Annotated in this window: 14 protein-coding genes; 12 read left to right on the plus strand and 2 right to left on the minus strand. The window is 65.6% G+C overall.

Translation table 11 applies throughout. The annotated features are described in order from the left end of the window. The first annotated feature begins 68 nt into the window (after positions 1–68). The 7 genes from V1Y59_RS07925 (at position 69) to V1Y59_RS07955 (ending at position 6,589) form a co-directional block, all read left to right on the plus strand. Positions 69–884, plus strand: a complete 816-nt coding sequence (locus V1Y59_RS07925; RefSeq protein ID WP_330432061.1) for a helix-turn-helix transcriptional regulator — start codon at positions 69–71, stop codon at positions 882–884. Next, positions 881–2,344, plus strand: a complete 1,464-nt coding sequence (gene sufB, locus V1Y59_RS07930) for a Fe-S cluster assembly protein SufB (protein WP_330504261.1) — start codon at positions 881–883, stop codon at positions 2,342–2,344. The genes V1Y59_RS07925 and sufB overlap by 4 nt, the downstream gene beginning before the upstream one ends. Beyond that, on the plus strand, positions 2,344–3,561 hold the full coding sequence (gene sufD / locus V1Y59_RS07935) for a Fe-S cluster assembly protein SufD (protein WP_330504262.1): 1,218 nt from the start codon (positions 2,344–2,346) through the stop codon (positions 3,559–3,561). Before sufB ends, sufD begins: the two co-directional genes overlap by 1 nt. 143 nt (positions 3,562–3,704) lie before the next feature. Beyond that, positions 3,705–4,478, plus strand: coding sequence for a Fe-S cluster assembly ATPase SufC (gene sufC / locus V1Y59_RS07940; RefSeq protein ID WP_330504263.1), 774 nt, complete (start codon positions 3,705–3,707; stop codon positions 4,476–4,478). Positions 4,479–4,500: 22 nt separating this feature from the next. Next, positions 4,501–5,781 carry a cysteine desulfurase gene (locus V1Y59_RS07945; protein WP_330504264.1) on the plus strand — a complete coding sequence of 427 codons (1,281 nt, stop codon included), beginning with the start codon at positions 4,501–4,503 and terminating at the stop codon, positions 5,779–5,781. Then, the gene (sufU, locus tag V1Y59_RS07950) at positions 5,781–6,236 is read left to right on the plus strand and encodes a Fe-S cluster assembly sulfur transfer protein SufU (RefSeq protein ID WP_330504265.1); all 456 of its coding nucleotides are present in this window, start codon (positions 5,781–5,783) and stop codon (positions 6,234–6,236) included. Before V1Y59_RS07945 ends, sufU begins: the two co-directional genes overlap by 1 nt. Then, entirely contained in the window at positions 6,233–6,589 is a 357-nt protein-coding gene (locus tag V1Y59_RS07955) for a metal-sulfur cluster assembly factor (RefSeq protein ID WP_330432055.1), read from the plus strand. The genes sufU and V1Y59_RS07955 overlap by 4 nt, the downstream gene beginning before the upstream one ends. Before the next feature lie 20 nt (positions 6,590–6,609). On the opposite strand, the gene V1Y59_RS07960 is transcribed toward V1Y59_RS07955, so the two are convergent. Then, positions 6,610–9,861: a phage tail protein gene (locus V1Y59_RS07960; protein ID WP_330504266.1), complete on the minus strand. Its 3,252-nt coding sequence runs from the start codon at positions 9,859–9,861 to the stop codon at positions 6,610–6,612. Positions 9,862–10,138: 277 nt separating this feature from the next. Here V1Y59_RS07960 and V1Y59_RS07965 point away from each other — a divergent pair, with 277 nt between their 5' ends. Next, positions 10,139–10,480 carry a hypothetical protein gene (locus V1Y59_RS07965; protein WP_330504267.1) on the plus strand — a complete coding sequence of 114 codons (342 nt, stop codon included), beginning with the start codon at positions 10,139–10,141 and terminating at the stop codon, positions 10,478–10,480. Between the two features lie 90 nt (positions 10,481–10,570). Here the strand turns inward: V1Y59_RS07965 and V1Y59_RS07970 are convergent, their stop codons facing one another. Further along, positions 10,571–11,197 carry an eCIS core domain-containing protein gene (locus V1Y59_RS07970; RefSeq protein ID WP_330504268.1) on the minus strand — a complete coding sequence of 209 codons (627 nt, stop codon included), beginning with the start codon at positions 11,195–11,197 and terminating at the stop codon, positions 10,571–10,573. A gap of 177 nt (positions 11,198–11,374) precedes the next feature. Between V1Y59_RS07970 and V1Y59_RS07975 the strand changes: the two genes are divergently transcribed. From V1Y59_RS07975 to V1Y59_RS07990, 4 genes are all read left to right on the plus strand, one after another. Further along, positions 11,375–11,842 carry a DnaJ family domain-containing protein gene (locus V1Y59_RS07975; RefSeq protein WP_330504269.1) on the plus strand — a complete coding sequence of 156 codons (468 nt, stop codon included), beginning with the start codon at positions 11,375–11,377 and terminating at the stop codon, positions 11,840–11,842. A gap of 117 nt (positions 11,843–11,959) precedes the next feature. Beyond that, positions 11,960–13,012, plus strand: a complete 1,053-nt coding sequence (locus V1Y59_RS07980) for a glycosyltransferase family 2 protein (protein WP_488803373.1) — start codon at positions 11,960–11,962, stop codon at positions 13,010–13,012. Positions 13,013–13,091: 79 nt separating this feature from the next. After that, positions 13,092–13,253, plus strand: a complete 162-nt coding sequence (locus V1Y59_RS07985) for a hypothetical protein (protein WP_330504272.1) — start codon at positions 13,092–13,094, stop codon at positions 13,251–13,253. A gap of 115 nt (positions 13,254–13,368) precedes the next feature. Continuing rightward, positions 13,369–14,253: a glycosyltransferase family 2 protein gene (locus tag V1Y59_RS07990; protein WP_330504273.1), complete on the plus strand. Its 885-nt coding sequence runs from the start codon at positions 13,369–13,371 to the stop codon at positions 14,251–14,253. The last annotated feature ends 10 nt before the right edge of the window (positions 14,254–14,263 follow it).

Consider the following 14,263-nt stretch of genomic DNA (forward strand, 5'->3'; position numbering starts at 1 on the left):
CGGCCACACTAAGGGGACCCTTGCTGGCATGCCGGAATCAATTACGTCACACTTGTGTTGTGAAAACCATGAGGAGCGATACAGCGCTGCCATCAGGCGCGCATGCCGGCCCCTCGGATGGGGGAGTAGCCGCTGCCGGTCATCACGACGGGCAGACCCGTGCCGCCGTGGTTTCGCTACTGGTAGAAGACGGTCCGCTCACCGCGACCGAGATCGCCGACCGGCTCGGGATCAGTGCCGCGGGTGTGCGACGGCATCTGGACGCGCTGGCCGAGATCGGCGACGTCGAGACCTCGTCGTCGGGGTTCGGACGTCGCGGTCAGCGTGGTCGCGGCCGTCCGGCCAAGTGGTTCCAGCTCACCGCCACCGGGCGGGGCAAGATGCGACACGCCTACGATGATCTCGCCGGCGCCGCGATGCGCAAGCTTCGCGCGGTCGGCGGTGAGGCCGCGGTCGAGGAGTTCGCCCGCGACCGCGTCGAGGAGATCGTCGCCGACGTCACACCCGCTCAGGACCCCGCTTCGGTCGCCGACACGGTCAACGAGATCGCCGACGCCCTGACCAGTGCAGGCTTCTCGGCCAACACCCGCGAGGTGGGCACCGGGATGCAGATCTGTCAGCATCACTGCCCGGTCGCCCACGTCGCCGCGGAGTTCCCGGAACTCTGTGAGGCCGAGACGGCGGTGTTCACGGAGCTGCTCGGTACGCATGTACAGCGTCTGGCGACGATCGCCAACGGCGACTGCGCCTGCACCACCCACGTGCCGCTCCACCCGCCGCCGAGCGGGACACAGAGTCCGTCGGGACTCACCCTGACGATCACCGGCGATGCACAGCCCGCATCCGCCGCCACGAAGAAGACGAGTCGAAAGGCCTCGCGATGACAGTGACCGACCCGACCGCAACCGATACCGGAACGCCGACGAAGCCTGCTCCGCTGACCCAAGAGGAGACCATCGCGTCGCTCGGCAACTACGGCTACGGCTGGGCCGATTCGGACGTCGCCGGCGCCAGCGCGCAGCGCGGTCTGTCCGATGCCGTGGTCGCCGACATCTCCGGCAAGAAGAACGAGCCGGAGTGGATGCTCGAGCAGCGACTGAAGGCCCTGCGCATCTTCGATCGCAAGCCGATGCCGCACTGGGGTGGCGACCTCGACGGGATCGACTTCGACAACATCAAGTACTTCGTGCGATCCACCGAGAAGCAGGCGGCCAGCTGGGACGACCTGCCCGAGGACATCAAGAACACCTACGACAAGCTGGGCATCCCGGAGGCCGAGAAGCAGCGTCTGGTCGCCGGTGTGGCCGCCCAGTACGAGTCCGAGGTGGTCTACCACCAGATCCGCGAGGACCTGGAGGAGCAGGGCGTCATCTTCATGGACACCGACACCGGGCTCAAGGAGCATCCGGAGATCTTCCAGGAGTACTTCGGCTCGGTCATCCCGGCCGGGGACAACAAGTTCTCCGCGCTGAACACCGCGGTGTGGTCGGGCGGCTCGTTCATCTACGTGCCGCCGGGTGTCCACGTCGACATCCCGCTGCAGGCCTACTTCCGGATCAACACCGAGAACATGGGCCAGTTCGAGCGGACCCTCATCATCGTCGACGAGGGTGCCTACGTGCACTACGTCGAGGGATGCACCGCGCCGATCTACAAGACCGACTCGCTGCACTCGGCGGTCGTCGAGATCATCGTGAAGAAGGGCGGCCGCTGCCGCTACACCACGATCCAGAACTGGTCGAACAACGTCTACAACCTGGTCACCAAGCGCGCCAAGGCCGAGGCCGGCGCCACCATGGAGTGGATCGACGGCAACATCGGTTCCAAGGTCACCATGAAGTACCCGGCCGTCTGGCTGACCGGTGAGCACGCCAAGGGCGAGGTGCTCTCGGTGGCGTTCGCCGGCGAGGGGCAGCATCAGGACACCGGTTCCAAGATGGTGCACCTGGCGCCCAACACGTCGAGCAACATCGTCTCCAAGTCCGTTGCGCGCGGCGGCGGGCGAGCCTCGTACCGCGGCCTCATCAAGGTCAACAACGGTGCCCACGGCAGTCGGTCCACGGTGAAATGCGATGCGCTGCTGGTCGACACGATCTCCCGCAGCGACACCTACCCGTACGTCGACATCCGTGAGGACGACGTGACCATGGGGCACGAGGCGACCGTGTCCAAGGTGAGCGACGATCAGCTCTTCTACCTGATGAGCCGTGGCCTCACCGAGGACGAGGCGATGGCGATGGTGGTGCGCGGATTCGTCGAGCCGATCGCCAAGGAACTCCCGATGGAGTACGCCCTCGAACTCAACCGACTCATCGAACTGCAGATGGAAGGAGCCGTCGGCTGATGGCCGATCCGACTATTCCGACGACCGGCAGCCCGGCAACGAACAGCACTGCCGGCACCCCCGGACTGACCACGACGGCCGTCAACAAGGGTGAGATGTTCACCTCGTTCGACGTCGACGCGTTCGAGATCCCGAGCCCGCGAGAAGAGGTCTGGCGGTTCACCCCGTTCCGGCGCCTGCGCGGACTGCACGACGGCAAGGCCACCCGCACTGCCGAGGCCGACGTCAGTGTCGAGGGCGCCGGGGACGGCGTGAGCGTCGAGACGGTCAGCCGCGACGACTCGCGTCTCGGTGACGGCGGTGTGCCGTTCGACCGCGTCGCGGCCCAGGCGTACACGTCGTTCACGCAGGCGACCGTGGTCACCGTCGGCAAGGAGGTCGATCACACCGACCCGATCACGCTGACCGTCACCGGGCCGGGCGTCGACGAGGTGGCCTTCGGTCACATCCAGATCCGGCTCGAACCGTTCGCGCGCGCAGTCGTGGTGCTCGACCAGAAGGGCAGCGGCACCTACGCCGAGAACGTCGAGTTCGTCGTCGGCGACCAGGCGTCGCTGACCGTGGTGAACGTGCACGACTGGGAGGACGACGCCGTGCATGTCGCCGCCCATCATGTGCGTGCGGGTCGCGACTCGACCATCCGGCATTTCGCGATCAGCCTCGGCGGCAACCTCGTTCGACTGTCCCCGGTGGTTCATTACGACGGACCGGGCGGCGACGTCGAGTTGTGGGGTCTGTACTTCGCCGACGCCGGCCAGCACCTCGAGCAGCGTCTACTCGTCGACCACAGCCAGCCGCACTGCCGCTCGAATGTGGTGTACAAGGGTGCGCTGCAAGGTGATACGACCGGCGATCGCACCCGCGAAGCCCACACCGTGTGGATCGGTGACGTCCTGATCCGGGCGGAAGCGGAAGGCACGGACACCTTCGAGCTCAACCGCAACCTGGTGCTCACCGACAACGCCCGCGCCGACTCGGTGCCGAACCTCGAGATCGAGACCGGGGAGATCGTCGGCGCCGGACACGCGAGCGCCACCGGCCGTTTCGACGACGAGCATCTGTTCTACCTGCAGGCCCGCGGCATCCCGGAGGATCAGGCGCGACGCCTGGTGATCCGCGGATTCTTCGGCGAGGTCATCGCCAAGATCGGCGTGCCGGACCTGCGCGAACGACTGGAGGCCGCCATCGAGGAAGAACTCGAACTCGCCGGCGCCTGACATATCCCGGTGACAGCGATGCGAAACCGGCCGACGCCATACCCGCTGATCGAGTACACCGAGACATCACCCGCTGATCGAGTAGTCCGAGGCGCTAGCCGAGGACGTATCGAGATCACCAGCCCTAGAAAGAAACACACCACATGACCACACTGGAAATCCGCGACCTCCACGTCGACGTCGCGCAGACCGACACCGACGCCGAGCCCATCCACATCCTCAAGGGTGTCGACCTCACGGTGTCTTCCGACGAGACCCACGCCATCATGGGCCCCAACGGCTCCGGGAAGTCGACGCTGTCCTATGCGATCGCCGGTCACCCCAAGTACGAGGTGACGCAGGGCTCGATCACGCTCGACGGCGAAGACGTTCTCGCGATGAGCGTCGACGAGCGCGCTCGCGCCGGGCTGTTCCTCGCGATGCAGTATCCCGTCGAGGTACCGGGCGTCTCCATGTCGAACTTCCTGCGCACTGCCGCCACCGCCGTGCGGGGTGAGGCGCCGAAGCTTCGCCACTGGGTCAAGGAGACCAAGGAGGCCATGACCGCGCTCGACATCGATCCGTCGTTCTCCGAGCGCAGCGTCAACGAGGGTTTCTCCGGTGGCGAGAAGAAGCGCCACGAGATTCTGCAGCTCGATCTGCTGAAGCCCAAGATCGCCATCCTCGACGAGACCGACTCCGGCCTCGACGTCGACGCCCTGCGGGTCGTGAGTGACGGCGTGAACCGATACAAGGAAGAAGAGCACGGCGGTGTCCTGCTCATCACCCACTACACGCGAATCCTGCGCTACATCAAGCCCGATTACGTGCATGTGTTCGTCAACGGGCGGGTCGTCGAGTCCGGCGGACCCGAACTCGCCGATGAACTCGAAGAGAACGGTTACGTCCGGTTCACCTCGGCGGCCGCCGCAGGCTGATATCGGTCAAGGAGGTGTTGTCGTGACGCTCTCAACCGGTGTGGTGTCGCAACCTGTCGACGTCGACCGTCTGCGCGCAGATTTTCCCATTCTGTCGCGCACCGTGCGGGACGGAAAGCCGCTGGTCTACCTGGACTCGGGTGCGACATCGCAACGCCCCGTTCAGGTTCTCGACGCCGAACGTGAGTTCCTCACGACCCACAACGCGGCTGTCCACCGTGGGGCGCATCAGCTCGCGGAGGAGGCCACGGACGCCTACGAGGCGGCCCGCGCCACCATCGCGGGCTTCGTCGGTGTCACCCCGGACACCATCGTGTTCACCAAGAACGCGACCGAGGCGATCAATCTCGTCGCCTACACACTCGGCGACGACCGCTCGGCCGCGGTGCTCGGTGGACACACACTGGGTCCCGGGGACACCGTGGTGATCACCGAGCTCGAACACCACGCCAACCTCGTTCCCTGGCAAGAGTTGTGCCGTCGTACCGGTGCCACCTTGAAGTGGTATGGGGTGACCGATGACGGCCGGATCGATCTGGATTCGCTGGAACTCGACGAGACCGTCAAGATCGTCTCGTTCACTCACCAGTCCAATGTGACCGGTGCGGTTGCCGACGTCGACGAACTCGTGCGCCGCGCACGCGCCGTCGGAGCGCGTGTGGTGCTCGATGCGTGCCAGTCGGTGCCGCATGCACCGGTGGACTTCTCCGCGTTGGACGTGGACTTCGCCGCCTTCTCCGGCCACAAGATGTTCGGCCCGTCGGGTGTCGGTGTGCTCTATGGCAAGCCGGAGCTCCTCGAGTCGCTGCCGCCCTTCGTCACCGGCGGATCGATGATCGAGATGGTGACGATGGAGTCGTCGACCTATGCGCCGGCACCACAACGCTTCGAGGCCGGGGTGCCGATGACCTCGCAGGTCGTCGGGCTCGGTGCGGCCGTGGACTATCTCAACACGATCGGCATGGATGCCATTGCGGCACATGAACATCGTCTCACCGAGTATGCATTGCAACGCCTCGGGGAGATCGAGGGTCTGCGCATCGTCGGGCCGGCGGACGCCGACCATCGCGGGGGAGCGGTCGCATTCCTGACCGAGGGTGTGCACGCGCACGATCTCGGACAGATCCTCGACGACGAGGGCGTGGCGATCCGCGTCGGCCACCACTGTGCGTGGCCCCTGCACCGCCGGTTCGGCGTGGCGGCGAGCGCGCGCGCCTCGTTTGCGGCCTACAACACGCTCGCCGAGATCGATGTGCTCGCCGACGCCATCGTGAAGGCGCAGAGCTTCTTCGGGGTGCGCTGATGCGGATGGAGCAGATGTACCAGGAAGTGATCCTGGATCATTACAAGCACCCGCACGGCCGTGGACTGCGGGAGCCGTTCGGCGCCGAGGTACATCACGTCAACCCGACCTGCGGTGACGAGGTCACGTTGCGGGTCTCGGTTTCGGCCGACGGGACCACCGTCGACGACATCTCTTACGACGGTCAGGGTTGTTCGATCTCTCAGGCCGCCACCTCGGTGCTCTACGACCAACTCGTCGGCGAGCCGGTCGATCACGCCCTGGCGACGGTGGAGTCGTTCAACACGATGATGACCTCGCGCGGGGCGGATGAGGGTGACGAGGACATGATCGGCGACGGCATCGCCTTCGCCGGAGTCAGCAAGTACCCGGCACGGGTGAAATGTGCTCTGCTGGGATGGATGGCCTTCAAGGACGCGTTGTCTCAGACGGTCGACGCAAAGGAGTCAGCATGAGCGAGGAAACGACCACCCCGGAGGCGCCGAACACGTCGCTGCCTCAACTCGAAGATGTTGAAGAGGCGATGCGCGACGTCGTCGACCCAGAACTCGGCATCAACGTCGTCGACCTCGGCCTGGTCTACGGCATCGAGGTCACCGACGACGCGGTCGCCAAGATCGACATGACGCTCACCTCGGCGGCATGTCCGCTGACCGACGTCATCGAGGACCAGTCCCGTGGCGCCCTGGTCAACAGTGGATTGTGCACCGACCTGGAGATCAACTGGGTCTGGATGCCGCCGTGGGGCCCGGACAAGATCACCGACGACGGCCGCGAGCAGTTGAGGGCGTTGGGGTTCACGGTCTAGCGCAATCCCGTCCCGGGGCGCTAGTCCTGAGGCGCCCTGAGTGCCGGTCCGTTGACAAACCAGGCATGGCCTTTGCGCAGTTCGTCCAGGTGGTGCTGTCTGGTCTGCAGGACTTGGCGATTGGGTAGATTGACGTCTTCAGCGGGCTGGAATGGCTCGTCAAAGGCGAAAGTCAGAAGCGCTGGCTGGATCTTCGGGCCTTCGGGGTCGCTTGGATTTCTTGGGGCTCGATGCTCGTCCAGCATGTGGCGCAATGTCATGAGCGTGTGGGTGCAGTCCCCGCATGCGCTGTAGTGACTCTTGATCTCGATCGCGCAGATGCGAGCAAGGAAGGCGTCGCCTTGCCTCTTGAGAAAGAGCATGAACTGTGACTCGGTATGCCCGGTGGCGTTCTCGAAGTATCCCCTCCCGCCTCCCGCCCATCCGTGGGTCACGATCTCGCGCTGTTGAACGATGTCAGTCGTATTGGTCCGTCCGGCGGCGGCCGCATAGACGCCACCGCGTGGTTTGGTGCTGGATTCTGTGGGCAAGGCCTCGTCGCGGTCGAACAGCTCATAGTCTTTGCGCTTGCCCCTCGGTTGCCACGTCGTCCCCGCACCCCTATGCGAGGCACCATCCTTCTCGAGCGGGAGGCCTCCCGGCGGTACGAGCACCGTGATTCGCACCGTCATCTGTTGTCCTGCGCGCGGCTCCTCCGCCATGCGACGGCGTTCAGGCTGTCCGTACTTTGCGTGGACTTCCAGTAGATCCCTCAAGTTGTACCGGACCTCATTCGTTGCCCGCTCACGCGATACGGACGGGTTCGGTGCCGACAAGTGTGCTGTCCACCTTTCGATCCCGGCTATTGCTCGCGTGGCTGCCCGTCGCGCCTTGTCCGGCAATCGATCCGATCTGCTTCGATAGAATTCGACGAGGCGGTCGATGGGGGTCGGATCGCTCGCAACCACGGTCTGAACGCGCCCATCTCTACCAACGGTCGTGGTTACCGTGTGCTTCTCCGTGACGCCCTGCGGACGACGCACCACAAAAGATGCTTGATATCTCTCGGTGAGAGCTTCGACTTTGTCCTTCACCCACTTCTTACCGCTCGTGAACTTTCCCTTCACCCACTCCCGACCCGCCGCCACCTTCCCCTTCACCTTGCCGCCGATTCCCTTGAGTCCGGCGATGATCGGTCGGGCCAGTTTGAGGCCGCCGGCGATCACGGCGTCGAGCGCCTTGGTGACGGGTTTGCGGAGGCGGTCGATGATGCTACGAATCTTCTGGCCGATACCTCCGAGGCCGATCACGCTCGCGAGGAATCCGATCAGGACAGGCACCATCTGCCCCAGGGCATCCTCGATCTTCGCGACGACCCCGCTGACGTTGCCGCGGACGATGTCCGCCGCCGAGTCGATCACGGTGTTCACGAACGCCAGGATCCGCTCGGCGTTGTTCACGAAGAACATCACGATGTCGTAGATCAGCTTGCAGGCCTTGATGAATGCGGCCGCCGGATTCAGCAGCCCGATCAGCCAGGTGATCCCCGCGGTGATCACGCGGGTGACGACGAAATCCTTGACGTGCTCGAGGATCATCTCCTTGATGTCACCGAGCTTGTCCACCAACAGCTGCCACAGACCGGCGACGCCGGCGGTGGCAATGGTGCGGAAGACGTCGACGCCCTTCTCGACGGCCCCCATGGCGGGCTCGCCGATCTGCTTCACCAGACGGGTACGGATGTTGCGCCATGTCAGTCCAAAGATCGACGCCAGAAGCTTGACGATCCCCTTGAGGTCGAAAGAATCTGGGAGTTCGACGCCGCCCTCGGCGAGGGCACCGAACAGCCAGTTCATGAGTCCCTTGCGCAGATGGTCGAGGATGTTCTCCTTGAATCGCAGGATGCCGCCCTTCACCCCGTCGATCAGATTGCCCAGGAACCGGACCGGGTGTTTGATGATGTCCCCGACGACGTGGGCGACCCGCGCCAGTGTGTTCATCAGCATCGACGCCAGCTTGCGAATTGTGTTGATTACCGCCTTGATGGCGCCGATGGCCTTGTCCACCAGCCCTTTGTTCTCCGCCTGCAGTTCTTCGATGCGTTCGTCGAGACCACTGCGCGCTTCGACGTACTTCGTGGCCAACGTGTCGACCACAGCATCCTTCTTCGCGTTCACGTCGTCTTCGAGTCGTTCGAACCTGTCGTTGATCTCGGCGGTCGCGGCGGCCCCAACTTTCCGCAGGTTCGACGGCAGACTCCTGACGTAGGAGGCGATCTGCGCCTTGCCGGCGGCGATCCGCTTCTTGGCGGCCCCCAGGTCGTTGCCCACGATGTCGGCGACCCCGGAGATGACGACATCCATCTGCTTGAGGTACAGCTCGCGGCCGGCTTCGTAGAATCGATTGACCTTGTCCGGCATCCCGACGAGTTTGTCCTTGGCCCAACGTAATCCGCCGAGCCATCCGCTGTACCGGTCCTTCTTGTACGCCGACATCTTTGCCGCGACGAATGTCTCGAAGCGTCGTCGCGCCGTCGCCTCGCCCTCGTCGAACGCCTTCTCGACCTTGGGATCGATACCGTCGAGCAGCTTCTTGACGTCATTCTCGGTCGCGGTGAAGATCGCCTGGACGCGCGCCGTCACAGCGGCGCGCTCGGTCTCGTCTTTCGACTTCGTCTTTGCCTTCGCCGCGACGAGACCGGCCAGGGATGCGGCCTTCGTTCCCTGCATTCCGAGAATGCCGGCTTTGGTCTGGCCGGCGGCGTTCGCCTTCGACGCCGCGATCACATCGGCTTCGTGCGCACGAAACGCCGATGGGGCGGTATCGGCGTGTGCGGCCGCCTCCTTCTTGTCGACGAGAGCCTGCTGGAACTGCGGTTCGTTGGATTCGGCGAGCTGGCGCTCGTCGACCTCGGCATCGGACAGTTCCTGATCGGTCTGGCGTTTGCCTGCTTCGAGGTTGAGCTGCTCGGGTGGGGCGGGCTTCGGCGCCGCACCGCCCGACGGGATCAGCGGCGCTGCGTCCTGGCGTTCCGGTTCCATCGGGGTGACCGGCTTCGGCACGGCGACCGAGGAATCCGGCGGTGCGGCGGTGGCCGCGGTGATGTCCTTCGCCTGCCCCTGTTTTCCCTGTGACACGAGCCCCTTGATGTCGCTCTTGGCCTCGCCCGCCTTCCCCGATTCCGCGAACTTGTCGGCCTCGCTCAACGTCTTCGGAGATTTTGCTTCGATCGCTTCCTTCACCGCCGCGATGAACGCCTTCTTGTCGAACGCCCCCGCCTGCTGGGCGTCCATCGAATCCACCTTGGCCGCCTTGGCCTGTCCGGCCACATCGTCGGCCGGCGCGACGGCGGCGTCCTGGGCCTCCTTCGCTTTGGCGGCCGCTGGTGGGTGCGACCGCTTCGCCGCAGCGACCGCACCGACACCGGTGGCGACTGCGCGGAAGGCCGAGTCCCGTTCTGGTGCGATGCGCGTCGGCGGGACTGGCGGCCGGGCGAGTTGGTCGGGACCGAGCGTCGTGGCCCCCCGCGCTGCGGGAGCGTCCCGAATCACTCCGGTACCCCGCGGACCGGTGGAGCTGCGCGGCTTCTGCGCGGTTCGCGCGGCTGCGGCGGTGCCGAGGGGGCTCTTCGCCGGGACCGGTTTCGGGGGCGGCACCGACTTCTTCGGCGCGACCGCCGACGGCCCGAACCCGGTGGTGGTCACCGCGAGCGCCGAAGACGGCGGCTTGGGGCCCTCCAGTTCGACCGGCACCCCGACGGCCTGTGCGGCCTTCAGTCCCTGCTCGACGGTGTCGAGTGCAGGTTCGTCGGCGTGCATCTCGTGGAGGGCGTCCTGGATCCGCCGGCTTCCCGGCGCGCGGAACCGCCCCAGGAGAAGCGCGTCGACGGCGTTGTTGCCGGCGGCGCGTTGAAGCGCGACGAAACCGTTCGGATGCACGCGTGCGGGATGCGCCGCCACGTCCTTCGACGTGGCCGCCGCCTGCGCCTCCCGGTCCCGCATGTCAGCCCTTCGCCACTCCGGTGTGATCGTCGCGGGGCCCTCCGGTGGCACGTTGCACGCCGGGAACCGCCATGATGCGGTCGGCGTTGGCCACCGCCTCGCGTTCGAATCGGTCGGACGGGTCGCTGATCCGGATGCCGCCGCCGGCGTCGGTACCGTCGACCGGACCACTACGCTGTTGCACGACATGGGTGAGCTCGTGCGCGATCATGTGCTGGCCACGGTGGCTGCCGGGATCATAGCTGCCCCTTTGGAATACGATGTTCGATCCGACCGTGTAGGCCTGCGCGTTCACCGCTGCCGCGGAGTCGTGGGCTGCCGCGTCGTCGTGGACACGGACATCGCCGAAGTCGTGGCCGAATCGACTTTCCATGTCGGCGCGCACGTCGCCGGGTAGAGGGGCGCCGGCCGAGGCCACCACGTCGTGGACCGGTGAACGTGGACCGGCGATCAGGCCGGCTGTCGCCGAGTTGCCGGCCAGGCGCTGCAACTCGACGAGGTCGGCGGGCGCGGTGGCCTCCCATCGGCTCGACAGAGCGGCGCTCACCGCGGGCGGATGAAGACGCTCAGACTGTGTGACCTTGCCGCGAGCGCTATCGACGGTGCGGTCGGTGTCGTGGCCGCGCATGCGCTGACCTCCCTCGATGTGACATCCACGATGGGTGACATTCACGATCCCTGTCGGCGGAGGTCCGCGGAAGGCCTCGATGGGTGCCTGTTCGGGCCGTGTCGGCTGCCCAGAAGGGCAGGCGGGCCGATCCCTGCCCGGACCGCGCCGGTTCAGTCGACGGTGTAGAACCGAGTCATGGATCGTTCAGGGGACGACGGCCCGGCGCAGACCCCGCCGGGCGACGGTCGATTCCGGCGGATCCGGCGATGGCAGCCCCCGCGCTACGAATCGCGTGTGGAGAAGATGATCCGGGAGGCCACCGAACGCGGCGAGTTCGACAATCTGCCCGGGATGGGCGAGCCGCTCGATCTCACAGACGCCGACGACCCGGACTGGTGGGTCAAACGAAAGATCCGTGACGAGAACCTGGATTCGTCCGCGTTGCTGCCGATGCCGCTGCAGTTGCGCAAGGAGGCGCAGGGATTTCCGGAGTCGTTGCGGCGAATCGCCGACGAGGACGCGGTGAGGGAGATCCTGACCGACTTCAATCACCGTGTCCGGGAGGCGCATCTGAGTTCACGGGCCGGAATGCCGAGCCTCGTCACAGCCCATACCGTCGATGTCGACGAGATGATCCAGAAGTGGCGGTTGCTGCGTTCCTGACCGGCCCCGACCGGCCGGTTCCCGTGGGAGAAAGCGCACGTTCCTCCCACACGCCCAGGCTGCTGCTACCTGAGCGTCTGGGAGAAAGCTGCGCATTCGTGCACACAACAGGGCCTCTTGTGTCCCGTATGTGAAGTTAGGCTATCCTCAATATCCGTCGTGGTTCGACGGACGAGTGAGGGTTCTATGCCGACGGTAGGGGTGGTCATCCCTGTGTATCGGTGCGTTCCCTTCGTTCGAGTATGTCTCGAATCCGTTGTCGCGCAGACGCACCCGGTGGATCAAATCGTGCTGGTCGACGACTGCGGCGGCGACGAATCGGTTGCCGTGGCGACTGCGGTGCTGACCGAACACGGGCGTGAGTTCACGCTGGTCACCCAACCCCGTAACGGAGGTCTCGGCCGCGCCCGCAACTCGGGACTGGCGGCGCTGACCACAGATCTCGTGTGGTTCCTCGACAGCGACGACTGGGTGGAAGCGGAGTTCGTGGAAGTACTGCACGATGCGCTCGAGGCTGCCGGAGCCGAGTTCGCGGTGACACGAACCCGACGGGTCGACCCGGAAGGTCGTCTGTTGCAGGTCGACGAGGCGCCCATCCCGGGGCCGATAGTCACTGGGGTCGAGTACGCCCGCGAACTCGTCACGGGCCGTGCCAAGGGGTACGCGTGCACCAAGCTCTTCCGGCGGAATGTGTTGGGGGACCGTCCCTGGGCCGAGGATCAGGCGTATGAGGACATCGCGACCAGCCTCCGGGTCGCGCTGTCGTCCGACAAGGTCGCCATGGTCAATGCTCCGCTGTATCACTACCTCTATCGAGAAGGTTCCATCTCCACCGCGCTGTCGCCGGCGACATTCGACCTCTTCGCGGTCGAGGCGGAGATCTGCGAGTTGATCGCGGACGCCGGGCTCACCGCGCAGTGGTCACTCGAATTCACCGGATTCCGGTACCGAGAGGTGCTGACATCGATCGCTTACCTCGCGATGCGCGAGCAGCACGCCACCGGCCGCCGGTCGCCCCTGACCCGCGAGGCGATCACTCGGGTACGGCGGACGATCGATCTGCGCGACATCCCTGTCCTGTTCCGCGGGCGGCACTACCGCGAGGTGGTGTTCGGTGTCGGCGTGAAATACGCGCCCGCACTGTATTCCGAGATCCTCCGTTGGCGATGAACAGGGCGGATGAGGGATACGCCGACTGTTGCTAGGCTGGTCTGGCACGGAACAACGCGAGTTTCGAAAGAGGTGCGCGATGACCGTCAACGATCCGATCCCGTCGGCCGACGACGCCGACTTCCTCGAACAGTCGATCGAAGTCGACACCGGTGACGAGGAGTATCCCGCGACCCCGCATGACCACGTCGACGACGAGTCGGAGGTCATGGCGCCGGTCAGCCCAGACCAGCGTCACTGACGCACGTTCGCCGCGCAGGGCCGTTCCGTAGGGCCAACCCGTAGCCATCGATCAGAGCGACTTAGTCTATCCTAAGTTCTGTATCTGATCGTCGTGAGCGAGGTGGACCTGCGCTATGCCGTCGAGACGAAATCCGCAGGTCACCGTGCTGATGCCGGTGTACAACGCGGCTGGTTACGTCGCCGATGCCGCTCGCTCGATTCTCGCCGAGCCGGTGGACGACCTCGAGTTGCTCGTGGTCGACGACGGGTCGACCGACGAGTCCGTCGCGGAACTGACCTCCCTCCAAGACGAACGGATCCGAGTGGTGAGTCAGCCGAACTCCGGGCTGGTCGCCGCTCTCAACACCGGCTTGGGCGAGGCGCGAGGGACCTATTTGGCGCGCATGGACGCCGACGATCTGTCGGTGCCGGGCCGGATCGCGGCGCAGGTGCGGTGGCTCGAGGACCGGCCGGGCGCGGTGGCCTGCGGCACCGACTACGAGATGTTCGGCGCTGTCACCGGCCGGGTCCGGTTGCCCCGCACGGACCGCGGTTGTCGGGAGCGGTTATTGCTGGGGAGCTGTCACTGCGGAGCTTCGGTTGTGTTGCGCCGCACAGTGGTCGAGACCGCGAGGCTGCGATTCGACCCCGACTTCCCGCACGCGGAGGACTACGAGTTCTTCACCCGACTCGCGGCGTACGGGGAACTGGGCAATGTGCCGATGGTGGGTTATCGCTACCGCATGCACGACGATCAGGTCAGTTCACGGCATGTCGATGTACAGCGCTCGGTCCACCTCCGGGTCGCGGCACGGTATGCCGCGCGCATCGGGATGCCGCCGCTCTCCGACGATGTGGTGCGGAAGATCATGTGGCCCGAGACTGATGGGGTCGCCCGGGCGACCCTGGTCACCGCCGGGGCGGCCGCACAAGCGTTGCGGCGACGCCCCGGTATCCAGACCGCTCGGTTCACCGGTCGGCGGGTCGTCGAGGCCGCGCTGTCGGCGGCGAAGAGCTGACCAACTGGCG

The organism is Gordonia prachuapensis (assembly GCF_036350515.1).
GTDB classification, from domain to species: domain Bacteria; phylum Actinomycetota; class Actinomycetes; order Mycobacteriales; family Mycobacteriaceae; genus Gordonia; species Gordonia prachuapensis.